The following is a 19,720-nucleotide window of genomic DNA, read 5'->3' as shown; positions in this document are numbered from 1 at the left end:
CCTTCTGTCACTGGGGTGGCAGAGGGCTTCGTCACGTTCTAGCGTGGGCGCCATGATCGAGCTCGAGGGGCTGACCAAGCGGTACGGCGAGAAGGTGGCGGTCAACAATCTCTCCTTCACCGTCAGACCCGGCATCATCACGGGCTTCCTCGGCCCGAACGGTGCGGGCAAGTCGACGACCATGCGGATGGTGCTGGGCCTGGACCGCCCCACCGCGGGGGACGTCCGGATCGACGGCAAGCACTACGACCAGCTCCAGGACCCGTTGACGTACATCGGCGCCCTTCTGGAGGCCAAGGCCTGGCACGGCGGGCGCAGCGCCCGCAACCACCTGCTGTGGCTCGCGCAGAGCAACGGCATCCCGGAGCGCCGGGTGGGCGAGGTGCTCGACACGGTCGGGCTCACGGCGGTCGCCCGGAAGAAGACCAAGGGCTTCTCCCTGGGCATGGGCCAGCGGCTCGGCATCGCCGGCGCGCTGCTCGGCGACCCGCGCATCCTGATGTTCGACGAGCCGGTCAACGGACTCGACCCCGAGGGCATCCACTGGATCCGCAATCTGATGAAGACCCTGGCCTCCCAGGGCCGTACGGTCTTCGTCTCCTCCCATCTGATGAGTGAGATGGCGCTGACGGCGGATCACCTGGTGGTCATCGGCCAGGGCCGGCTGCTGGCGGACACCTCGATGGCCGAGTTCATCGCGGAGAACTCGCGCAGCTACGTCCGGATCCGCACCCCGCAGCGCGAGCGGCTGCTGGACGTACTGCACGGCGAGGGCATCCCCGTCGTCGAGAGCGCCGCCGAGGTCCTGGAGGTGGACGGCGACAAGGCGGAGGCCATCGGGGAGCTGGCGGCGCGGCACCAGCTGGTGCTGCACGAGCTGAGCCCGCAGCGGGCCTCGCTGGAGGAGGCGTTCATGCAGCTGACCGCGGAGTCGGTGGAATACCACGCGCACGACGGGCAGCCGCCCGGCCCGGTGCCGCAGCAACAGCAGCAGCCGTGGGGCAGCGACTGGAGGAAGGGATGAGCATGGCGGCGACACAGGTCGTCCGGTCCGAGTGGACCAAGATCCGGTCGGTCGCGTCCACCGTCTGGACGCTGGGCCTCGCCGTGGTCGTCACCATCGCCCTCGGCATGCTGATCGCGGCGCTGTCGAAGAGCGAGTTCGACAACCTGGGCCGGGAGGAGCAGCTCACCTTCGACCCCACCTTCATCAGCTTCGCCGGGACGAGCCTCGGCCAGCTCGCGATGATCGTGTTCGGGGTGCTGGTCGTGGCCAACGAGTACAGCTCGGGCATGATCCGCACCTCGCTGGCCGCCGTGCCGCGGCGCGGCACCTTCCTGTTCAGCAAGATCGCGGTGGCCACCGCACTGGCGCTGCTCGTCAGCATGATCACCAGCTTCGCCACCTTCTTCCTCGGGCAGATGATGCTCGGCGACCTCAAGGCGTCGATCGGCGATCCGGGCGTCCTGCGCGCGGTGATCGGCGGCGGGCTCTACATGACCCTCATCGCCCTGTTCTCCATGGGCGTCGCCTCGATGCTGCGCTCACCGATGCTGTCGCTGGGCATCCTGATGCCGTTCTTCTTCCTGATCTCCAACATCCTGGGCAACGTCCCCGCCACGGAGAAGGTCGGCCGCTTCCTGCCCGACCAGGCCGGCAGCAAGATCATGCAGGTGGTGACGCCGATCGACGACGACGTGCCGTACGGCCCGTGGGGCGGCCTCGGGATCATGGCCCTGTGGGTGATCGCCGCGCTGGTCGGCGGCTACCTGGTGCTGAAGCGGCGGGACGCCTAGGAAGAACGCGGGAAGAGGGGGCAGGCCGACGCCCGCCGAAAGGGTTTCGAACGGCGTCGGATTTTGCCCCGCCTTGAACGGAACCGTCAGTGCCTCGCTATCCTCCTAACCCTTACGGGGGCGTGTGCCCTGCTGTCCTGAACCTTTCGATGGGTGCGGAGCATGATCGAGGCTGTCGGCCTGACCAAGCGCTACGGCGACAAGACCGCTGTGGACAACCTGTCCTTCCAGGTGCGGCCCGGAGCCGTCACCGGCTTCCTCGGTCCCAACGGATCGGGCAAGTCGACGACGATGCGCATGATCCTCGGCCTGGACAACCCCACGGCCGGGCACGTGACGATCGGGGGCCACCCCTACCGCAAGCTGCCCAACGCCCCCCGTCAGGTGGGTGCGCTCCTCGACGCCAAGGCGGTGCACGGCGGCCGCTCCGCCCGCAACCACCTGCTGAGCCTGGCCCAGCTCTCGGGCATCCCGGCCCGGCGCGTGGACGAGGTGCTCGGCGTGGTGGGGCTCCAGGACGTGGCCAAGCGGCGCTCCAAGGGCTTCTCCCTCGGCATGGGCCAGCGGCTGGGCATCGCCGCCGCCCTGCTCGGCGACCCGCAGGTGCTGCTGTTCGACGAGCCGGTCAACGGCCTCGACCCCGAGGGCATCCACTGGGTGCGCAACCTGATGAAGGCGCTCGCGGCGGAGGGCCGTACCGTCTTCGTCTCCTCGCACCTGATGAGCGAGATGGCGCTCACCGCCGACCACCTGATCGTCATCGGGCGCGGCCGGCTGCTCTCGGACATGAGCGTGAAGGACTTCATCTCGGCCAATTCCGCCGACTTCGCGCGCGTGCGCACCCCGGACACCGACCCGCAGCTGCGCGAGAAGCTGACCTCCGCGCTGACCGAGGCGGGCGGGCACGTGATGCCCGAGCAGGACGGCGGGCTGCGGGTGACCGGGCTGCCCCTCCCGCGGATCAGCGACATCGCGCACGACAGCGACGTACGGCTGTGGGAGCTGTCGCCGCACCAGGCCTCGCTGGAGGAGGCGTACATGCGGATGACGCAGGGCGCCGTCGACTACCGGTCGACCGCCGACCAGCGGGCCGGGCTCCAGCAGCCGCTGCCGCCCGGGGCGCAGCCGCCGGTGCCGATGCCGGTGCCCGGACAGGGCCAGCCCGGCTGGTACGCCCCGCCGCCGCCCCAGCAGGGGGCGCAGCCCTTCCCGCTGCCGCAGGGTGCGCCCGGCCAGGTCCCGGCGGGACCGTACGGGGCACCGGCCGCCCCCGGTACGGCGCCGGCCGACCGGGCCGCCAACCCCTACACGGCCCCGCAGGCGCCGCAGGTACAGCCGACCCCGCAGGCGCCCTCCCCCGCCTCCTCGACCGCCGCCGCGCCCGCACCCGCACCCGCACCCGCGCCCGTCACCGACCCGACCAAGCCCGAGGACGTCCGATGAGCACGCCCCAGCCCCCGATGCCGCAGGCCGCACCCGACTGGCAGGCGGCGGCGCCCGGCTCGCCGTACCCCGCCTACGCCTCGCCGATCCCGGTGGTGCGTACGCATCTGGCGCACGCGGTCGCCTGCGAGTGGACGAAGATGCGGTCGGTGCGCTCGACGCTGTGGACGCTGGGTGTGTTCGTCTTCCTGGTCGTCGGCATCGGTCTGCTGACCGGCTTCGTGGTCGCCGGTTCCTCTCCGGACCAGACCGGTGACAACGCGCTGAGCCTCGGCTTCTTCGGCCTGCTCCTGGGCAGCATGTGCATCATCACGCTCGGCGTGCTGACCACCGCGTCCGAGTACGGGACCGGCATGGTCCGCACCACGATGGTCGCCTGCCCCACCCGCGGCCGGGTGCTCGCCGCGAAGGCCATCGTCTTCTTCCTGGTGGCCTTCGCCGTGACGCTGGTCTCCGCCACGCTCGTGGCCCTCGTGCAGGTGGCGCTGCTGGAGGACAGCGGCGTCCGCGCGCCCGACGGCGGGGAGTGGCTGAAGGCCACCGTGGGCGTGGCGCTCTACATCGCGCTGCTCGGACTGCTCTCGCTCGCCATGGGCTCGGTCATCCGGCACTCGGCGGGCGCCATCACGATCATGATCGGGGCCGTGCTCGCCCCGCTGGTGGTCGCGCTCTTCATGTTCTCGTCGTCCCTGGAGAGCGTGCAGCAGGCGCTGTTCGAGTACTCGATCCCGAACCAGCTCAGCATCTTCTACGCCAACGCCCTCACCGACTCCGGCCCCTCCGGCTGGGACCCGCTGTGGATCATGCTCGGCGTGACAGCGGTCGCGTTCGCCGGCGCCTTCGCGCTGCTGGAGAAGCGGGACGTGTAAGGGCTCAGAACCTCGGCGCGTTCCGGGACCGCTGCACCCGCGTGGTGCGGCGGTCCTTCGCGTTCCAGCAGGACTTGTGCCAGTGCCGCCGCTCGTCGACGCCCGAGTGCGCCGGCCAGGCCACCACGTGCGGGACCCCGTCCGGGATCAGCTGGTCGCAGCCGGGGCACCGGTACGACTTCCCCTGCGCGCTCGCGCCCGCCACGTGCCGTACGCTCCAGTCCTCGCCGTGCCAGCTCTCGGCCGACTGCCAGCCGCCGTAACGGCCCGAGCCGTCGTCCTCGGCGCTCCGGCCGGACGAACCGGCTCCCTTGGCTCGGTTGCGACGCGGGGACACAGGACACCTCACGGAGCTATACAGGAAGTACGGACCGCTTCCAGCCTACGCGGCGCGAGCCGGGGTACGCGTACGGCACCAACCACCACAACTCCCCCGCGCAGACTTCTCCGAGGGCCGTCCCACCACCCCCTCCGCGACGGCCGATTCTGCAGACAATCCGCAAATCCCTTTGCCCGGCCGTGTCCTCGGCACGTGTCAGGCGGTTATGCCCTGTGGGGGAGCTCCGGGTCGGAGCCGAGGAAGCAGGAAGAGCGATGCGCGTAGGAAGTTTCGTGTTGGGCGCCCAGTTCCCGGGCCAGGGCCACGGGGAGGCGCTGCACCGCGCCGTCCGTTCGGCCGAGGTCGCCGAGGAGGCGGGGCTCGACGCGGTCTGGCTGGCCGAGCACCACTTCGTGCCGTACGGCACGTGCCCGTCCGCCGTCACGCTGGCCGCGCTGCTGCTGGGCCGCACCCGCCGCCTGCGGGTCGGCACCGCCGTCAGCGTACTGCCCACCGTCCACCCCGTCGCGCTCGGCGAGCAGGCCGCGCTGCTGCACATCACGAGCGGCGGCCGGTTCTCGCTGGGCGTGGGCCGGGGCGGCCCGTGGGTGGACCTGGAGGTGTTCGGCGCCGGCCTGGAGGCGTACGAGCAGGGCTTCCCGGACTCACTCGACCTGCTGCTGCGCTGGCTGCGCGAACCGGCCGTCGGCGCCTCGGGGGAACGCTTCCGGTTCCGTGAGGTGCCCGTCGTCCCCCGCCCCTCGGAGGCGCTGTCGGAGACCCCCGGCCCCGAGGTGGTCGTCGCCTGCACGTCACCGGCGAGCGTGCGCATGGCCGCCGAGCGGGGACTGCCGATGCTGCTCGGCATGCACGTCGGGGACGAGGAGAAGGCCGAGATGGTCGCCCTGTGGCGGCGGCACGCCCGCGCGGCCGGCCGGCCGTCGTCGGAGATCCACGGCGCGGCCCATGTCTCGGCCGGCGTCTGCCAGATCGCGGACCGGCGCACCGACGCGGCGGAGACCCTGCTCAAGGCCATGCCGGGCTGGCTCAGGCAGGGTCTGGACGCCCACATCACGGTGGACGGCCGCGAGCGGCGGATGCGCGACCCGCACGCGTACACCGAACTGCTCTGCGGGCTGCACCCGGTGGGCCCGCCCCGGCTGTGCGCCGACCGGCTCGCGGCGACCGGCGAGCGGACCGGCATCACCCGCTTCGCCCTGCTCGTCGAGGGCTCCGGCGACCTCGCGGCGACCGAGGAGAACGTACGCCGGCTCGGGACCGAGGTGCTCCCCCAGCTCCGCTGAGGGTGCGGCGGGCTTGCCACCCCGGTACGCAACGCACCTCCCTCGTACGGAGCGGCAAGCGGACGGCCGTCGCCTCAGCAGTCGCGGAACTCGGGCGACTGGTTCAACACCTGGCTGCGTACCGAGGTGAAGCGGGTCAGCGTCTCCTCGACGGAGGAGTCCAACGGGAACACCGCCACCCGGTGGCAGTTCTGGAAGGCCAGCCGCACCCCGAAGTGCCGCTGCAATGCACCGCGTATGGCGTCACTCGCGAGCGCGCGCAGCAGCTGACCACGCGCCTGTTCGTCCGGCGGGGGCGTCTGGTTGTCGGCGAACGCTCCGCCGTCGACCTTCAGCTGTGCCACCAGACTGCTGACCATCTCCCATGCGTAGGGCAGGGAAGTCCGGACGCAGTCGACGAAAGCTGCTTCGTCGACCTCGCCTCGCTCGGCCTGTTCGAGTAGGGCCGGTGAGACGTCGAGCGACATGGGTTCTCCTCTCGCACCCCCGACGGGCAGGGGTTGCCGGACAGTTAAGGGAGCGCGATATTGAACACGCTGCGTACACACTTCGCGACCTCCCGTTCAATACCGTAAGCAACCGATCCTGACGACACCAGGAGAATGCCTAGATGCACCCCATCCGTTGGGCGCACTATCGGCCAGTGCGCAAGAGGGGGTCAATGGGAGAAGTGGGACAGCGGCGCGGTCACCCCGGCACGGGCGAATCGCGTCGGGCCCGGCACGTCGAGTAGCGTTGCCGACCATGCGTCTCGTCATTGCCCGCTGCTCCGTCGACTACGCCGGGCGGCTCACCGCCCATCTCCCCTCGGCGCCCCGCCTGATCCTGGTCAAGGCGGACGGCAGCGTCTCGATCCACGCCGACGACCGGGCCTACAAGCCCCTGAACTGGATGTCGCCGCCCTGCACGCTGAAGGAGGGCACGGGCGAGGAGGAGGGCGTCTGGACCGTCGTCAACAAGGCGGGCGAGAAGCTCATCATCACGATGGAGGAGATCCTCCACGACTCCTCGCACGAGTTGGGCGTCGACCCCGGCCTGATCAAGGACGGCGTGGAAGCGCACCTCCAGGAGCTGCTCGCCGACCGCATCGAGACGCTGGGCGAGGGCTACACCCTCATCCGCCGCGAGTACATGACCGCCATCGGCCCGGTCGACATCCTCTGCCGGGACGCCGAGGGCCGGACCGTCGCGGTCGAGATCAAGCGCCGCGGTGAGATCGACGGCGTCGAGCAACTCACGCGCTACCTGGAGCTGTTGAACCGCGATCCGCACCTCGCCCCGGTGCGCGGTGTCTTCGCCGCGCAGGAGATCAAGCCGCAGGCCCGGGTTCTCGCCACGGACCGCGGGATCGGCTGCCAGGTGCTGGACTACAACGCCATGCGGGGCATCGAGGACGACAAGCTGCGGCTGTTCTGAGCGGGCGCCGCCCACGGCGAACGGACGGGAGGGCCGGGTCCTTAGGACGGCTCCGGCCCTCCTTGCCGTCCGCGGCGCGTCAGATGATCTGCTCCGTCGCCGGGTCCGTGCCGCTGCTCTGCGAGGCGGTCGTGGTGTCCGCCGGAGAGCTCGCAGCCGTGGGAGCGGTGGTGATGTCACTGGCGCTGTTGGAGGGCGCCTCCGATGTCGCCGGCGGCGGCGAGGACGACGACGGCGGCTCCGTCGGCTCGGACGTCGTGGGATCCGGTGACGTGGTCGTCGGAGGCTTCGTCGGCGTCGATTCCGACGGACTCGGCGACGTGGGCGGCTTCGAAGAAGTCGAGGGACGCCCGGAAGTGCTCGGCTCAGGCGAACCGCCGGGCTCACTCGGCTCTCCGGAGCTGCTCGCGCCCTCCGACGGCCGCGCCGACTCGCTCGGCGTCGGGTCGTCCGAGGTGCCGGGGGTGCCGTCCGGGCCCGGGTCCGTCGGCCGGCCGGTGTCGCCCGGGTTCGCCCCGTCGTCCGCCGGCCGGTCCGCGCCGAGGCTCCCGTCGTCGATGCCCTGGCTCGCCGACGGGTTGACGCCGACCTGGTCGGAGGGGTCGCCGGCGTCGTTCTCGGAGGTGGCGCCGAGGGTCACCACCGTGCCGAGCACGGCGACGAGCAGCGCGCCCGCTCCGGCGGCCGCGAGGTTGCGCCGCGCGAGGCCCTTGATGCCGCCGCCCGCCTTGCGGGACGGTCCCTTGGCGGCGTCCCGGCTGGTGACCAGGGTCGGGAACTGGGGAGGCGGCTGGAGCGGCGGGAAGGGCGCGGGTACGCCCGCGGGCGGCGACGCCGGCTCCTCGTGCCGGGCGTCGGGCACCTCCTCCCCCGCGGTCGGGCCGAGGCCCGGATCCGCGGCGCCCGCGGCGCCGAGTGCGGCAGCGGTCCCCGCGGCACCGAACACGCCCGCGCCGCCGCCCGTCCCCGGGGTGTCCCCGGTCCGGTCGGCGACCAGGGCCAGGGCCCTGCGGCCCGCGACGGCGCCGCGCTTGTCGGACAGCGCGCCGCGCAGCCCGATGGACGCCTCCAGTTCGGCGCGGGCCCGGTCCAGCTGGCCCCCGCACAGGGCGAGGACGCCGAGCTCGTGGTGGAAGTAGGCCTGTTCGGCGACGTCGCCGGCGAGCCGGGAGGCCTCGGTACCGGAGCGCAGCGCCCGCTCCCAGGCGCTCCAGTGCAGCCCGGCGGCGAACGCGGGCGCCGAGGTGCGGGCCAGCTGGACGGCGGGGCTCTCCTCGTCGTCCGCGGGCGGGGTGGTGGTCGGCAGCAGCACGGCGAGGGCGGCGAGGACCGCGTCCGCCTCGGCGCAGACCCGCTCCGGGGTGACCGAGGGGTGTCCGGCCCACCAGGCGTAGTGCTGGGCGGCGGACAGGGCCCGCTCCGGTGCGCAGTCGGCGTACCCGGCGCTCTCCAGCTGGGCGAGCACCCCGGCGGCGAGCCGGTAGCGGGCGCCGACCGGCGAGACCAGTCCGCAGTCGGCCAGCTCGCCGAGGGCGGCGTCCGCGTGGGTGTCGCCGACCAGTGCGGGCAGGTGGGCCTGGTGCGGCACCTCGCCGCCGAGCGCGACGGCGAACTCCAGGGTGGAGCGGGCGGAGGCGCTCAGCCGGGAGGCGAGCAGCGGTGCGGGCGCCGCGGCCTCGCCGAGGGACGGCAGGGGCACCTCGTCGCTCTCGGCGGCGTCGTAGGGCACGTCGTCGGCCGGGCGGGCGTCGGTGAAGACGCCGAACTCGTCGACGGCGTCGGCGCCGGCCCGCTGCCGGTCGCGACGGCGCAGCAGGGCACCGGCCTGGACGAAGCGCAGCGGCAGGCCCTCGGACTCGAACCAGAGGTCGCCGGCCCAGTTGGCCTCGTCCTCGGTCAGGTTCCGGCCGGCGGCGCGCTCCAGCAGCTCCACGCCGTCGGAGCGGTCCAGGCCGGTGAGGAAGACCTCCTCCACGGCCGAGTCGGCCGAGGGGGCGGGCACGTCCGGGGTCGCGCCGATGAGGAAGGCGCACTCCGGGGTGGCGTCCAGCAGCTCGTCGAGGGCGGTGCCGCCGAACTCGATGTCGTCCAGGACGACGACCGCGCCGACCTCGCCGAGGTGCCGGAGCAGTTCCTCCCGCCCCGGACGGTGCAGGGGCGCGCGGTGGACGGCGTGGAAGAGGTCGTGGAGCAGGTCGTCGGCGGTGCGGTGGAACCCGCTGAGCCGGACGACTCCGTCGGGTGCGAGGCCCGCGCAGTCCTCGGCGACGAGGTCCAGGAGGCTGGTGCGGCCGGAGCCGGCGGGGCCGGTGAGGCGGACGGAACGGCCGCGGGCGAGGAGCCGGACCAGGCGCTCGCGTTCGTCGTCGCGGGCCAGCAGGCCCAGTACGGTGCGGGTCGGCCCCGGCGGGACGGGCGGCCGGGTGGCGCGGCCCACCTCGGCGCGTTCGGCCGCGGTGCGCTTCTCGGGCCGGGCGGGTCGCTCTGCCCCACCGTCGAACTCACCGGAGCGGGCGACGCCACCGGGCGGGCGGACCTCGATCTCGCTGCCGTCGACCGGGTTGACGGTGAGCAGGAAGTCGCCGGAGACGAGCTGCACCGTGCGGGCGAGCGCGGGCGCGGGCTGTCCGAAGTCGGTGGTGAGGGGGTCCCTGGGCGGGCGCGGGCGCGGCGCCTGGTGGTCGCCGTCTTGGCCGTACTCCTCAGGTCCCCGGTTGTTCGGGTCCATAGGTCCAAGCCCCCCAAAAGCGTCGTGTGCCGGGCCCCGGTCGGGACCACCCCTCCCGGCCTTGCCGCACACCGCGCTGTCGCTTCTGGTCCGGGCCCGCCAGTGGGTTCGCAAGGTCGGCGGGCAGCCAGACCCTAAACCTTCGCCCAGTATCTCCGACAGGGCGGGGTGCCGCCCCGTCCGAGACGTCACAGTCTCGTGAGGATTGCGTGTGTCGGGCGATTCACCGAGCGGTGTCCGGGTCTTCGCCCACCCCCGCGCCCGCCGGACGCCGACGTCACACCCTGGGCAGGGTCTCCACGCCGATGCCGCCCTCGATGGCCAGGATCCGGTGCAGCCGGGTGGCCACCAGCAGGCGCTGCATCTGCGGTGGTACGCCGCGCAGCACCAGTCGCCGGCCGCAGCGGCCGGCCCGTCGGTGGGCTCCCATGATCACGCCGAGTCCGGTGGCGTCCCAGGAGTCCAGTTCGGACAGGTCCAGCACGAGGTCGCCGACTCCGTCGTCGACGGCCGAGTGCAGGACCGTACGGGCGTCCGCCGCGCTGCGGACGTCGAGGCGGCCCCCGACGACCAGCTCGACGTGGTCGCCCCTGATGTGCATATGCGCTCCCCGGGATGCGTCTTCGTCGTCTCTGCGTTTCTTCGATGCTCGGTGTGATCTCTCGCGGTATCAGGTGTTGCAACCTCTGACTGGCCGAAACGATCGGAGGTTGCCGCCTGTAAGCGAACCGATACCGAATTCACCCCGGCGTGTGACGTTTCCCGGGGCTGGTGCGACTCAGTGCTTGTAGAAGCCCTGCCCGCTCTTGCGGCCGATGTCACCGGCGTCCACCATCCGGCGCATCAGCTCCGGCGGGGCGAACTTCTCGTCCTGGGACTCGGTGTAGATGTTGCCGGTGGCGTGCAGCAGGATGTCGACGCCCGTCAGGTCGGCGGTGGCCAGCGGTCCCATGGCGTGGCCGAAGCCCAGCTTGCAGGCGAGGTCGATGTCCTCGGCGGTGGCGACGCCCGACTCGTACAGCTTCGCGGCCTCGACGACGAGGGCGGAGATGAGGCGGGTGGTCACGAAGCCGGCGACGTCGCGGTTGACGACGATGCAGGTCTTGCCGGTGGACTCGGCGAACTCCCGTGCGGTGGCGAGCGTTTCGTCACTGGTCTTGTAGCCGCGCACCAACTCGCACAGCTGCATCATCGGGACCGGTGAGAAGAAGTGGGTGCCGACGACGCGCTCGGGGCGCTCCGTCACGGCCGCGATCTTGGTGATCGGGATGGCGGAGGTGTTGGACGCGAGGATCGCCCCGTCCTTCACCAGCTTGTCGAGCGCGCGGAAGATCTCGTGCTTGACCTCGAGCTTCTCGAAGACTGCCTCGACGACGACGTCCGCGTCGGCGACCGCGTCCAGGTCGGTGGTGGCGGTGATGCGGGCGAGGGCGGCCTCGGCGTCGTCGGCGGAGAGCTTCCCCTTGGCGACGAACCTGTCGTACGAGGTCCTGATGCCGTCGGTGCCGCGCCGGAGCGCCTCGTCGGTGACGTCGCGCAGGACGACCTCCCAGCCCGCCTGGGCGGAGACCTGGGCGATGCCGGACCCCATGAGACCGGCTCCGATGACGGCGAGCTTCCGTGCCACTGTGCGACTCCCCTGATACGCGCTGTTTCTCTTCTCTCGGCCGGAGATTAGCGGCCGTGAGGGGCTGTGTGACCGGTTAGTAACGCGCGTCACGTCTCAGATGACGGACATCACACCGGGGTGTGTCATCCGGGTGTCAGGCCGCGCCCCGTACGGCGTAGTTGAGCACCTTCTCGCTCAACAGCTCCTCCATCTCGTCCAGCAGCAGGAGCACCTCGCGGGAGACCTGCGACGGCCGGCCGCCGGCGAGCATGCGCTGTCCGATGGTCGCGACGACCGTGCCGTGCAGCCAGTTGATCTGGCCGGCCATCAGGGCGGGCGTCACGTCGTCGTCCGTGCCGCCGGCCTCCTCGCGCAGGGTCCGCTCCAGGTCGAGGAGCACCTCCTGGCCGATCGCCCACATGCGGGAGCGCAGCGCGGGCGAGTCCTGGATGACCCGCATGAACGCCGCGTAGCCGTCCATCAGGCCGAGGCGCGGCGAGACCGACTCGACCTCCTCGCGCAGTTCGCGCAGCACGGCCCGCGCCGCCGACTCCCCGTCGCGCCGCCCGCGGACCCAGCGGGAGAGCCGGTCGACGACGCCCTTGGTGCGGTCGAGGAAGAGGTCCTCCTTGGCCGGGAAGTAGTTGTAGACGGTGTTGACGGAGACGTTCGCCGCGTCCGCGACCTCCGCCACGGTCACTGTCTCGAATCCGCGTTCCAGGAACAGGCCCGTGGCGACATCGGAGATGTACTGCCGGGTCTGCCGCTTCTTCCGTTCCCTGAGTCCCTCGGCCATCTCCGCATCCTAGCTTCGCTGGGCCCACTGAAAACTTGGAGTCGTTGCAAAATTTCAGTGACTCTGTTTTTCTGGGGCCATGGCAATCATCAGCACGGCCGGCCTCGCCCGCACGTTCGCGACGAAGCACGGGCCGGTCGAGGCGGTGCGGGGCATCGACCTGTCCGTCCGCGCGGGCGAGATCCTCGGCTTCCTGGGCCCCAACGGCGCCGGCAAGACCACCACCCTCCGGATGCTCACCACGCTGCTCGCCCCCACCGGCGGCGCGGCCACCGTCGCCGGCCACGACCTGGTGACCGACCCGGCGGCGGTCCGCCGGGTCTGCGGCTACGTGGCGCAGTCGGGCGGGGTGGACGCGCAGGTCACCGTGCGGGAGGAGCTGGTCACCCAGGGCCGCCTGTACCGGTTGTCCAAGGCGCGGGCCGTCGAGCGCGCCGGGGAACTCGCCCGCGACCTGGACCTCACCGAGTTCCTCGACCGCAGGTGCGGCACGCTCTCCGGCGGCCAGCGGCGCCGGCTGGACATCGCGATGGCGCTCACGCACCGTCCGGCGGTGCTCTTCCTGGACGAGCCGACGACCGGCCTCGACCCGGGCAGCCGCGCCGACCTCTGGGATCTGGTCCGACGGCTGCGCGACGAGCACGGCACCACCGTCTTCCTCACCACGCACTACCTCGACGAGGCCGACGCCCTCTCCGACCGCCTGGTGGTCGTGGACCGGGGCGTGGTGGCGGCCGAGGGCACCCCCGGCGCACTGAAGCTGGAGTACGGCGGCTCGCTCGACGCCTCGCTCCAGGACACCTTCCTCGCCGTCACCGGCCGCAGCGCCACCCCCGCCGACGCCGCCCCCGCCGCCGTATAGCCCCCGTACGCCTGCGCCCGTCCCGACGCCCCGCACGCCCCGCACGCCCCGAGGATCCCGATGCTGCTCCACGACACCGCTCTCATCTACGGCCGCTACCTGCGCCAGTCCCTGCGCTCCCGGCTCGCGCTGCTCTTCGGCGTGCTGATGCCGCTGCTGTACCTGCTCTTCTTCGGCCCTCTGCTGACCGACCTGCCGCTCGGCGGGCAGGGCAGTTCGTGGCAGGTGCTGGTCCCCGGACTGCTCCTCCAACTCGCCTTGTTCGGCGCCTCCTTCGCGGGCTTCTCGATCATCGTCGAGAACGGCCAGGGTGTGGTCGAGCGCATGCGGGTCACGCCGGTCAGCCGTCTGGCGCTGCTGCTGGGCAGGGTGCTGCGGGACGCCACGGTCTTCGTCTTCCAGGCGGTCCTGCTGGTGCTGGCCGCGCTGGTGATGGGCCTGCGCGCGCCCCTGCCCGGCGTGCTCGTCGGGTTCGTGTTCGTCGCCCTGCTCACCGTCTCGCTGGCGTCGCTGTCGTACGCGCTGGCGATGAGGGTCCGTACGCCGGGGCAGTTCGGGCCCACCGTCAACGCGCTGACCATGCCGTCGATGCTGCTGTCCGGGCTGATGCTCCCGATGACCCTGGGGCCGGCCTGGCTGGACGTGCTCTCGCACCTGATGCCGTTCCGCTACCTGGTCGACGCGATGCGGGACGCCTACGCCGGCAGCTATGCGACGGCGCACATGCTCTACGGCGTGCTGGTCGCCGTCCCCCTCGCCGCGGCGGCCGTGACGGTGGGCACACGCGTCTTCCGTACCGCCGGGGCGTAACTACGCTGGCCCCATGGTCAACCTGACGCGCATCTACACCCGGACCGGCGACCAGGGCACCACCGCCCTCGGTGACATGAGCCGGACCCCCAAGACCGACCTGAGGATCTCCGCGTACGCCGACGCCAACGAGGCGAACGCGGTGATCGGCACGGCGATCGCCCTCGGCGGCCTGCACGAGGAGGTCGTCAAGGTCCTCGTCCGCGTGCAGAACGACCTCTTCGACGTGGGCGCGGACCTGTCGACGCCGGTGGTGGAGAACCCCGAGTACCCGCCGCTGCGGGTCGAGCAGTTCTACGTCGACAAGCTGGAGGCGGACTGCGACCGCTTCCTGGCCGAGGTGGAGAAGCTCCGCTCCTTCATCCTGCCCGGCGGGACGCCCGGCGCGGCCCTGCTGCACCAGGCGTGCACGGTGGTCCGCCGGGCCGAGCGCTCCACCTGGGCGGCGCTGGAGGTGCACGGCGAGACGATGAACCCGCTCGCCGCGACCTACCTCAACCGGCTCTCCGACCTGCTCTTCATCCTGGCCCGGGTGGCCAACAAGGAGGTCGGGGACGTGCTGTGGGTGCCGGGCGGGGAGCGCTAGACGCTCCGCCCGGTGTGCCGGGGGCCGGCGCCGTCGTTCGTCAGCGGCTCCGCCGTGGCTGGTCGCGCCGTTCCCCGCGCCCCTTCGGGGCGCTCCTCGGCCGGTGCCTTCTTCGGCCAGATCGCGTACGTCAGCGCGATCAGGCCGTGGATGCCGGCGGCGCGCCAGGCGGTGTACTGCCAGCTCTCCAGGGAGCCGGTGCGGCTCGGGTCGTCGACGTACCACATGGCGAGCCGGAGCAGCCCGGTCGCCACCGCGGCGGCGAGCAGCGTGCCGAGCCACACCGTGCCCTCGTGCCGGGCGCGGGCCATGCCGTAGCGCGGCGGTCCGGCCGGCTTCGGGGCGCCGCCGAGGCGGTGGGCGGCGTGGCCGTCGAGCCACTTCACGGTGCGGTGGCCGTGGCCGACGGTGTACCCGATGTACAGGGCGGCCAGGCCGTGCTTCCAGCTCGGGTCGGCGCCGTTCTTGAGGTCCAGCGCGGTGACGACCAGCAGCACGACCTCCAGCAGCGGTTCGCACAGCAGCAGTGCCATGCCCGTGCGCGGCATCCGCAACAGGTAGCGGGTGGCCAGTCCGGCCGCCAGCAGGACCCAGAAGCCGATCTCGCAGACGATGATCAAAGTGACGATCACGGTTCGCTCCTCTCGATCGCCCTTCCAGGCTCCCGTGCGCGGCGGCCCGGATCGTCGTCGCCGGTGACGAATCCCGCCTACATCGAAAGATGCAGTACGGGACCCTCCCGCGGGATCAGGCGGGCGGGGCCCGGGCCGTGTTGGATGGTGGCATGGCCGTACGACTCCCCCGCCCGCACCGCTTCGACGTGTACGCCGCGTCGGCGGGCCTGCTGGGCGGGCTGCTGCTGTGGGGCATCGGCCTGGGTGTCCGCCCGGCCGACGAGCCGATCGTGCTGTTCGACGGCGGCTGGCCGCTGCTGGTCCCCCTCGCGGTCATGGCGGGCTGCGAGCTGCTGCGGCGCACCGCGCCCCGCACCGGCCTGCTGATCGGCACCGCCGCGCTGACCGCGGACACCGTCACCCAGGGCAGCCTGGTCACGGTGATCATGTACACCGACGTGATGTACGCCGCCGTCCTGTACGGCCCGCCCGCCTCGGCCCGCCGCATCCCGTGGATCACCGGGTTGCTCACCGTGGCCGCGACGCTGGTGCCGTTCGCCGTGTGGCGGGTGCCCGAGGCGCTGCTGATCGGGGTGGCCGTCGGCATCGTGTCCTTCGCGCCCGCATCCACCGGGCTGATCGTGCGCAGCCACCGCGAGGCCGCCGACGCCGCCCGGCTGCGGGCCGAGCAGACGGCGCTGCTGGCCGAGATGGACCGGGTGCAGGCGGTGACCGCGGAGCGCTCCCGGATGGCACGCGAGCTGCACGACATGGTCGCCAACCACCTCTCCGCGATCGCCATCCACTCCACCGCCGCGCTCTCCCTGGACGACCCGGCGACCACCCGGCAGGCGCTCGGCGTCATCCGCGAGAACAGCGTCGAGGGGCTGGCCGAGATGCGGCGGCTGATCGGCATCCTGCGGGACACCGGCGGGGACACCGAACCGGCCGCGGCCCCCACCCTGGACGGCCTCACCGCCCTGGTCGAGGGTGCCCGCGCCAACGGGCTCGACGTCGTCCTGGAGGCGGCGCCCGGCGAGGGACTGCCCGCGCCGGTCGAGCTGGCGGCGTACCGGATCGTGCAGGAGTCCCTCACCAACGCCCTCAAGCACGCCGCGCGGGGGACGGTACGGGTCGGGCTCACCCGGCACGACGGCGTCCTGCGGGTCCGGGTGACCAGCCCGTACGGCGACGGCGACACCCCGCGCGCCCCCGGGTCGGGTGCCGGCCTGGTCGGCATGCGGGAGCGGGCCGCGCTGCTGCACGGCACCTTCGAGGCCGGGCCGGTCGCGGACCCCGACTCGGCGGGCGGCAAGATCTGGGACGTGCGCGCCGCCCTGCCGCTGACCGAAGGAGACCCGACATGATCCGCGTCCTCGTCGCCGAGGACCAGTCCGCCGTCCGGGCCGGACTGGTGCTGATCCTGGGCAGCGCCCCGGACATCGAGGTGGTCGGGGAGGCCGCGGACGGCGAGCGGGCGGTGGCGCTGGCCCGGGAACTGCGGCCGGACCTGGTGCTGATGGACGTGCAGATGCCCCGCCTGGACGGGGTGTCGGCGACCCGGACGGTGGTCGGCGAGGGGCTGGCCGACGTCCTGGTGCTGACCACCTTCGACCTGGACGAGTACGTCTTCGGGGCGCTGCGGGCGGGAGCCGCCGGCTTCCTGCTCAAGAACACCGAGGCGAAGGACCTGCTCACGGCCGTGCGCACGGTGGCGAACGGTGAGGGGATCGTCGCCCCGGCCGTCACCCGGCGTCTGATCGCCGAGTTCGCCGCCAAGCCGGTGCGGGAGTCGAGCGCCGACCCGGCGGTCCTGGAGGAGCTGACCCGGCGCGAGCGGGAAGTGCTGTCGTGTCTCGGCGAGGGGCTGCCCAACGCCGAGATCGCGGCCCGTCTGAACATGGCCGAGGCCACGGTGAAGACGCACGTCAGCCGCCTGCTCGGCAAGCTGGGACTGCGCAGCCGGGTGCAAGCGGCGATGCTCGCGCAGGAGTTGGGGATCTAACGGGCCATCGGGACACTGGTCCAGACCTATTGACCTAAGGTCCAGACCTTTCTATTCTCGCGGCACTGCGGGCCGATGGCTCAGTCGGCCCGCGCCGACAACCCCACATAAGGAGGCGCAGCATGCGCTTCAGACACAGAGCCGCGGCACTGCTCGCGACCCTGTCGCTCCCGCTGGCCGGTCTGGTGGGCCTCGCGAGTCCGGCCCAGGCCGCGACGAGCGCGACGGCCACCTTCGCCAAGACCTCGGACTGGGGCACGGGCTTCGGCGGCAACTGGACGGTGAAGAACACCGGCACCACCACCCTCAACTCCTGGACCGTCGAGTGGGACTTCCCCTCCGGTACCAAGGTCACCTCCGCCTGGGACGCCACGGTCACCAACTCCGGTGACCACTGGACCGCCAAGAACGTCGGCTGGAACGGGACGCTCGCCCCCGGCGCCTCGGTCTCCTTCGGCTTCAACGGCAGCGGCCCGGGATCCCCCTCCAACTGCAAGCTCAACGGCGGCAGCTGTACCGGCGGTTCCACCCCCGGCGACGCCGCCCCCTCCGCCCCCGGCACGCCCACCGCCTCGGACGTCACCGACACCTCGGTGAAGCTGTCCTGGTCGGCGGCGACCGACGACAAGGGCGTCAAGAACTACGACGTCCTGCGCGACGGCGCCAAGGTCGCCACCGTCACCGGCACCACCTACACCAACACCGGGCTGACCAAGGGCACCGACTACTCGTACACCGTCCAGGCCCGCGACACCGCCGACCAGACCGGCCCGGCCAGCGGCGCCGTCAAGGTCCGCACCACCGGCGGCGGCGGAGGCGAGCCCGGCCCGGGCGGCAAGGTCAACCTCGGCTACTTCACCGAGTGGGGCGTCTACGGGCGCAACTACCACGTCAAGAACCTGGTGACCTCCGGCTCCGCCTCCAAGATCACCCACATCAACTACGCGTTCGGCAACGTCAAGAACGGTCAGTGCACCGTCGACGACACCTTCGCCGCGTACGAGAAGGCCTACACCGCCGACCAGTCCGTCAGCGGCACCGCCGACACCTGGGACCAGCCGCTGCGCGGCAACTTCAACCAGCTGCGCCAGCTGAAGGCCAAGTACCCGCACATCAAGGTGCTGTACTCCTTCGGCGGCTGGACCTACTCCGGCGGCTTCGGCCAGGCCGCGCAGAACGCGGCGGCGTTCGCCAAGTCCTGCAAGGCCGTGGTGGAGGACCCGCGCTGGGCCGACGTCTTCGACGGCATCGACATCGACTGGGAGTACCCGAACGCCTGCGGCCTGACCTGCGACACCTCCGGTCCCGCGGCCTTCCGGAACCTCTCCCAGGCGCTGCGCAACGAGTTCGGCTCCGACTACCTGGTCACCGCCGCCATCACGGCGGACGGCTCCGCCGGCGGCAAGATCGACGCGGCCGACTACGGCGGCGCGTCCCAGTACCTCGACTGGTACAACGTGATGACCTACGACTACTTCGGCGCCTGGGCCACCACCGGCCCGACCGCCCCGCACTCCCCGCTGACCTCGTACTCCGGCATCCCGACCGCGGGCTTCAACTCCGCGGACGCGATCGCCAAGCTCAAGGCCAAGGGCGTGCCGGCCGCCAAGCTCCTGCTCGGCATCGGCTTCTACGGCCGCGGCTGGACCGGCGTCACCCAGTCCGCCCCCGGCGGCACGGCGACCGGCGCGGCACCCGGCACCTACGAGGCCGGCATCGAGGACTACAAGGTCCTGAAGAACGCCTGCCCCGTCACCGGCACGGTCGCCGGCACGGCGTACGCCCACTGCGGCAACCAGTGGTGGTCCTACGACACCCCGTCGACCATCGCGGGCAAGATGACCTGGGCCAAGAACCAGGGCCTGGGCGGCGCCTTCTTCTGGGAGTTCAGCGGTGACACCGCGAACGGCGAGCTGGTGAGCGCCATCAACAGCGGTCTGAACTGACCCGTACGACCGAGCGACGTGCACCCTCCTCCGGACGTCCGGGGGAGGGTGCACGTCGCTACGCCACGTTCACCCGCTGCCCGGGCGGGGCCGCCTCCAGCCACGCGAGGAATCCGGTCAGCGCGTCCTCGCTCATCGCCAGTTCGAGCCGCGTCTCCCGGTGGACGCAGGCGAGCACGACCGCGTCCGAGAGCAGCGCCAGCTCCTCCTCGCCGTCCGGTACCCGGCGGCCGGCCACCTCGATCGCCGAGCGCTCCAGGACGCGGCGCGGGCGCGGGGAGTACGAGAAGACGCGGTACCACTCGATCCGGTCGCCGTTGTAGCGGGCCACGCCGTAGGACCAGCCCTTGCCGCCGGCGTCGCCCTCCTCGGGGGCGTCCCAGCGCAGGGAGCAGTCGAAGGTGCCGCCGGAGCGCTGGATCAGCCGCCGGCGCAGACCGAAGACGAAGAGTCCGATCACCACCACGGCGACGACAATTCCGCACACAGTCAGAGCGAGGACCATCGACACCGACCTCCTCGTCTCCTAGGTAACGGAACGGAAAAAACACCCGGATCTGCCTCAGCCGCGGCCGGGTCCGGATCGCTCCGGTCCCAGCCGCGGCTGAGTGACGTC

Annotated in this window: 20 protein-coding genes; 12 read left to right on the top strand and 8 right to left on the bottom strand. The window is 72.0% G+C overall.

Annotation, left to right across the window (positions count from 1 at the left end; translation table 11 throughout):
• Positions 1-52 precede the first annotated feature (52 nt).
• The 4 genes from ACGF5T_RS03740 to ACGF5T_RS03725 all read left to right on the top strand — a co-directional run bounded on the left by ACGF5T_RS03740 (position 53) and on the right by ACGF5T_RS03725 (position 4,109).
• Positions 53-1,024: an ABC transporter ATP-binding protein gene (locus tag ACGF5T_RS03740; RefSeq protein WP_361016669.1), complete on the top strand. Its 972-nt coding sequence runs from the start codon at positions 53-55 to the stop codon at positions 1,022-1,024.
• Entirely contained in the window at positions 1,021-1,797 is a 777-nt protein-coding gene (locus tag ACGF5T_RS03735) for an ABC transporter permease (RefSeq protein WP_356604632.1), read from the top strand. The genes ACGF5T_RS03740 and ACGF5T_RS03735 overlap by 4 nt, the downstream gene beginning before the upstream one ends.
• Before the next feature lie 162 nt (positions 1,798-1,959).
• Positions 1,960-3,240, top strand: a complete 1,281-nt coding sequence (locus ACGF5T_RS03730) for an ABC transporter ATP-binding protein (protein ID WP_366766159.1) — start codon at positions 1,960-1,962, stop codon at positions 3,238-3,240.
• Positions 3,237-4,109 carry an ABC transporter permease subunit gene (locus ACGF5T_RS03725; protein WP_361016676.1) on the top strand — a complete coding sequence of 291 codons (873 nt, stop codon included), beginning with the start codon at positions 3,237-3,239 and terminating at the stop codon, positions 4,107-4,109. The genes ACGF5T_RS03730 and ACGF5T_RS03725 overlap by 4 nt, the downstream gene beginning before the upstream one ends.
• Positions 4,110-4,113: 4 nt before the next feature.
• Here the strand turns inward: ACGF5T_RS03725 and ACGF5T_RS03720 are convergent, their stop codons facing one another.
• Positions 4,114-4,446 carry an ATP/GTP-binding protein gene (locus ACGF5T_RS03720; RefSeq protein WP_356604626.1) on the bottom strand — a complete coding sequence of 111 codons (333 nt, stop codon included), beginning with the start codon at positions 4,444-4,446 and terminating at the stop codon, positions 4,114-4,116.
• 257 nt (positions 4,447-4,703) lie between these two features.
• Here ACGF5T_RS03720 and ACGF5T_RS03715 point away from each other — a divergent pair, with 257 nt between their 5' ends.
• Positions 4,704-5,732: an LLM class flavin-dependent oxidoreductase gene (locus ACGF5T_RS03715; protein WP_356604624.1), complete on the top strand. Its 1,029-nt coding sequence runs from the start codon at positions 4,704-4,706 to the stop codon at positions 5,730-5,732.
• A gap of 74 nt (positions 5,733-5,806) precedes the next feature.
• Here ACGF5T_RS03715 and ACGF5T_RS03710 read toward each other — a convergent pair whose 3' ends face one another.
• Complete coding sequence (locus ACGF5T_RS03710) at positions 5,807-6,199, bottom strand: SCO5389 family protein (protein WP_356604622.1); 393 nt, start codon at positions 6,197-6,199, stop codon at positions 5,807-5,809.
• Positions 6,200-6,476: 277 nt separating this feature from the next.
• Between ACGF5T_RS03710 and nucS the strand changes: the two genes are divergently transcribed.
• On the top strand, positions 6,477-7,148 hold the full coding sequence (gene nucS, locus ACGF5T_RS03705; protein WP_053137172.1) for an endonuclease NucS: 672 nt from the start codon (positions 6,477-6,479) through the stop codon (positions 7,146-7,148).
• Positions 7,149-7,227: 79 nt separating this feature from the next.
• Here the strand turns inward: nucS and ACGF5T_RS03700 are convergent, their stop codons facing one another.
• The 4 genes from ACGF5T_RS03700 to ACGF5T_RS03685 all read right to left on the bottom strand — a co-directional run bounded on the left by ACGF5T_RS03700 (position 7,228) and on the right by ACGF5T_RS03685 (position 12,281).
• A complete protein-coding gene (locus ACGF5T_RS03700) occupies positions 7,228-9,876 on the bottom strand; it encodes an ATP-binding protein (RefSeq protein WP_366766158.1) in 2,649 nt (882 codons plus the stop codon).
• 277 nt (positions 9,877-10,153) lie between these two features.
• Positions 10,154-10,477 carry an STAS domain-containing protein gene (locus tag ACGF5T_RS03695; RefSeq protein ID WP_003973611.1) on the bottom strand — a complete coding sequence of 108 codons (324 nt, stop codon included), beginning with the start codon at positions 10,475-10,477 and terminating at the stop codon, positions 10,154-10,156.
• 177 nt (positions 10,478-10,654) lie between these two features.
• Positions 10,655-11,503 carry a 3-hydroxyacyl-CoA dehydrogenase family protein gene (locus ACGF5T_RS03690; protein ID WP_366766157.1) on the bottom strand — a complete coding sequence of 283 codons (849 nt, stop codon included), beginning with the start codon at positions 11,501-11,503 and terminating at the stop codon, positions 10,655-10,657.
• A 136-nt stretch (positions 11,504-11,639) separates the two neighbouring features.
• Positions 11,640-12,281 carry a TetR/AcrR family transcriptional regulator gene (locus tag ACGF5T_RS03685; RefSeq protein ID WP_356604616.1) on the bottom strand — a complete coding sequence of 214 codons (642 nt, stop codon included), beginning with the start codon at positions 12,279-12,281 and terminating at the stop codon, positions 11,640-11,642.
• A gap of 79 nt (positions 12,282-12,360) precedes the next feature.
• Between ACGF5T_RS03685 and ACGF5T_RS03680 the strand changes: the two genes are divergently transcribed.
• The 3 genes from ACGF5T_RS03680 to ACGF5T_RS03670 are packed head-to-tail and all read left to right on the top strand — an operon-like array spanning position 12,361 to position 14,539.
• Positions 12,361-13,143, top strand: coding sequence for an ATP-binding cassette domain-containing protein (locus ACGF5T_RS03680; protein ID WP_366766156.1), 783 nt, complete (start codon positions 12,361-12,363; stop codon positions 13,141-13,143).
• Between the two features lie 60 nt (positions 13,144-13,203).
• A complete protein-coding gene (locus tag ACGF5T_RS03675; protein WP_366766155.1) occupies positions 13,204-13,953 on the top strand; it encodes an ABC transporter permease in 750 nt (249 codons plus the stop codon).
• A gap of 13 nt (positions 13,954-13,966) precedes the next feature.
• Positions 13,967-14,539, top strand: a complete 573-nt coding sequence (locus ACGF5T_RS03670) for a cob(I)yrinic acid a,c-diamide adenosyltransferase (RefSeq protein ID WP_356604610.1) — start codon at positions 13,967-13,969, stop codon at positions 14,537-14,539.
• On the opposite strand, the gene ACGF5T_RS03665 is transcribed toward ACGF5T_RS03670, so the two are convergent.
• Positions 14,536-15,171 (bottom strand): hypothetical protein, encoded by a 636-nt coding sequence (locus ACGF5T_RS03665; protein WP_361016690.1) that lies wholly within the window; start codon positions 15,169-15,171, stop codon positions 14,536-14,538. The genes ACGF5T_RS03670 and ACGF5T_RS03665 overlap by 4 nt on opposite strands.
• 152 nt (positions 15,172-15,323) lie before the next feature.
• Here ACGF5T_RS03665 and ACGF5T_RS03660 point away from each other — a divergent pair, with 152 nt between their 5' ends.
• The 3 genes from ACGF5T_RS03660 to ACGF5T_RS03650 all read left to right on the top strand — a co-directional run bounded on the left by ACGF5T_RS03660 (position 15,324) and on the right by ACGF5T_RS03650 (position 19,104).
• A complete protein-coding gene (locus ACGF5T_RS03660) occupies positions 15,324-16,520 on the top strand; it encodes a histidine kinase (protein WP_366766154.1) in 1,197 nt (398 codons plus the stop codon).
• Positions 16,517-17,158, top strand: coding sequence for a response regulator transcription factor (locus ACGF5T_RS03655; RefSeq protein WP_356604604.1), 642 nt, complete (start codon positions 16,517-16,519; stop codon positions 17,156-17,158). The genes ACGF5T_RS03660 and ACGF5T_RS03655 overlap by 4 nt, the downstream gene beginning before the upstream one ends.
• A 122-nt stretch (positions 17,159-17,280) precedes the next feature.
• The gene (locus tag ACGF5T_RS03650) at positions 17,281-19,104 is read left to right on the top strand and encodes a glycoside hydrolase family 18 chitinase (protein ID WP_356604602.1); all 1,824 of its coding nucleotides are present in this window, start codon (positions 17,281-17,283) and stop codon (positions 19,102-19,104) included.
• Between the two features lie 58 nt (positions 19,105-19,162).
• Here ACGF5T_RS03650 and ACGF5T_RS03645 read toward each other — a convergent pair whose 3' ends face one another.
• Positions 19,163-19,609: a DUF2550 domain-containing protein gene (locus ACGF5T_RS03645; protein WP_356604600.1), complete on the bottom strand. Its 447-nt coding sequence runs from the start codon at positions 19,607-19,609 to the stop codon at positions 19,163-19,165.
• Positions 19,610-19,720 lie beyond the last annotated feature (111 nt).

Origin of the sequence: Streptomyces sp. NPDC047853, from assembly GCF_043204535.1 — a bacterium.
GTDB lineage: Bacteria > Actinomycetota > Actinomycetes > Streptomycetales > Streptomycetaceae > Streptomyces.
The sequence above is the reverse complement of the archived record's forward strand: the minus strand, read 5'-3'. Positions and strand labels throughout refer to the sequence as shown.

Coding starts and splice junctions, on each gene's coding strand:
- ACGF5T_RS03740 (WP_361016669.1), top strand. CDS start 53: ATGATCGAGCTCGAGGGGCTGACCAAGCGGTACGGCGAGAAGGTGGCG.
- ACGF5T_RS03735 (WP_356604632.1), top strand. CDS start 1,021: ATGAGCATGGCGGCGACACAGGTCGTCCGGTCCGAGTGGACCAAGATC.
- ACGF5T_RS03730 (WP_366766159.1), top strand. CDS start 1,960: ATGATCGAGGCTGTCGGCCTGACCAAGCGCTACGGCGACAAGACCGCT.
- ACGF5T_RS03725 (WP_361016676.1), top strand. CDS start 3,237: ATGAGCACGCCCCAGCCCCCGATGCCGCAGGCCGCACCCGACTGGCAG.
- ACGF5T_RS03715 (WP_356604624.1), top strand. CDS start 4,704: ATGCGCGTAGGAAGTTTCGTGTTGGGCGCCCAGTTCCCGGGCCAGGGC.
- ACGF5T_RS03710 (WP_356604622.1), bottom strand. CDS start 6,199: ATGTCGCTCGACGTCTCACCGGCCCTACTCGAACAGGCCGAGCGAGGC.
- nucS (WP_053137172.1), top strand. CDS start 6,477: ATGCGTCTCGTCATTGCCCGCTGCTCCGTCGACTACGCCGGGCGGCTC.
- ACGF5T_RS03700 (WP_366766158.1), bottom strand. CDS start 9,876: ATGGACCCGAACAACCGGGGACCTGAGGAGTACGGCCAAGACGGCGAC.
- ACGF5T_RS03695 (WP_003973611.1), bottom strand. CDS start 10,477: ATGCACATCAGGGGCGACCACGTCGAGCTGGTCGTCGGGGGCCGCCTC.
- ACGF5T_RS03685 (WP_356604616.1), bottom strand. CDS start 12,281: ATGGCCGAGGGACTCAGGGAACGGAAGAAGCGGCAGACCCGGCAGTAC.
- ACGF5T_RS03680 (WP_366766156.1), top strand. CDS start 12,361: ATGGCAATCATCAGCACGGCCGGCCTCGCCCGCACGTTCGCGACGAAG.
- ACGF5T_RS03675 (WP_366766155.1), top strand. CDS start 13,204: ATGCTGCTCCACGACACCGCTCTCATCTACGGCCGCTACCTGCGCCAG.
- ACGF5T_RS03670 (WP_356604610.1), top strand. CDS start 13,967: ATGGTCAACCTGACGCGCATCTACACCCGGACCGGCGACCAGGGCACC.
- ACGF5T_RS03660 (WP_366766154.1), top strand. CDS start 15,324: ATGGCCGTACGACTCCCCCGCCCGCACCGCTTCGACGTGTACGCCGCG.
- ACGF5T_RS03655 (WP_356604604.1), top strand. CDS start 16,517: ATGATCCGCGTCCTCGTCGCCGAGGACCAGTCCGCCGTCCGGGCCGGA.
- ACGF5T_RS03650 (WP_356604602.1), top strand. CDS start 17,281: ATGCGCTTCAGACACAGAGCCGCGGCACTGCTCGCGACCCTGTCGCTC.
- ACGF5T_RS03645 (WP_356604600.1), bottom strand. CDS start 19,609: ATGGTCCTCGCTCTGACTGTGTGCGGAATTGTCGTCGCCGTGGTGGTG.